The organism is Arthrobacter sp. 05T45 (genome assembly GCF_056395875.1).
In genome coordinates, this window is record NZ_JBFTKI010000048.1 from 1 (window position 1) to 1023 (window position 1023).

Genomic DNA, 1023 nt, shown 5'->3' on the forward strand with positions numbered 1-1023 from the left:
AGGTTGGCCAGGCGGTGCGGGCTGAGGAGTTCGGTGAGCTGCTCGTCGGTGAGCAGGCCGTGTTCGAGGACTAGTTCCGCGACGCCCTTGCCGGTGGCGAGGGCTTCCTGGGCGATGGCCGTGGCTGTGGCGTAGCCCAGTTGCGGGTTCAGGGCGGTGACGAGGCCGATGGATTGTTCSACGGTGAGGCGRAGGTGTTCGGTGTTGGCGGTGATGCCCCGGACGCAGCGGGCCGTGAGGGTGCGGCACGCGGCTTCGAGGTGGGAGATGCTCTTGTGGAGGCTGTGGACGATGATGGGTTCGAAGGCGTTGAGCTGGAGCTGGCCGGCCTCGGCGGCCATGGTGATGGTGACGTCGTTGCCGATCACCTCGTAGGCGACCTGGCTGACCACTTCCGGGATGACCGGGTTGATCTTGCCGGGCATGATCGAGGAGCCGGACTGCACCGCGGGGAGGTTGATCTCGCCGAAGCCGGCGCGCGGGCCCGAGGAGAGCAGCCGGAGGTCGTTGCAGATCTTGGARAGTTTCACGGCGACCCGYTTGAGCACGCCGGAGAGGTGCACGAAGGCGCCGACGTCCTGGGTGGCCTCGATCAGGTCCACGGCCGTGACGAGCGGCAGGCCGGTGATTTCGGCCAGGTGCCGGCAGGCGGCCTCGGCRTAYCCGGCGGGGGCGTTCAGGCCGGTGCCGATCGCGGTGGCGCCGAGGTTGATTTCGTGGATCAGCAGGTCGGCTTCGGCCAGGCGGAGCCGGTCCTCGCCGATCGTGACGGCGTAGGTGCCGAACTCCTGGCCGAGGGTCATGGGGACGGCGTCCTGGAGCTGGGTGCGGCCCATTTTGACCACCGTGCGGAACTCGAGGGCTTTGGCGGCGAAGGCGTCTTCGAGTTCGGTGAGGGCCTGGAGCAGTTCCCGGGCCGCGAAGATCGTGCCGAGCTTGACCGCGGTGGGGTAGACGTCGTTGGTGGACTGGCTGAGGTTGACGTGGTCGTTGGGGTGCAGCCGGGCGTAGTCGCCCTTCGGG

General features: G+C 68.2%; 1 protein-coding gene. It reads right to left on the reverse strand.

Annotated elements, in window-relative coordinates; all coding sequences use genetic code 11:
- The coding region (locus AC1DGD_RS22085) for an aspartate ammonia-lyase (RefSeq protein ID WP_476858277.1) at positions 1-1023 on the reverse strand (1023 nt) is incomplete at both ends.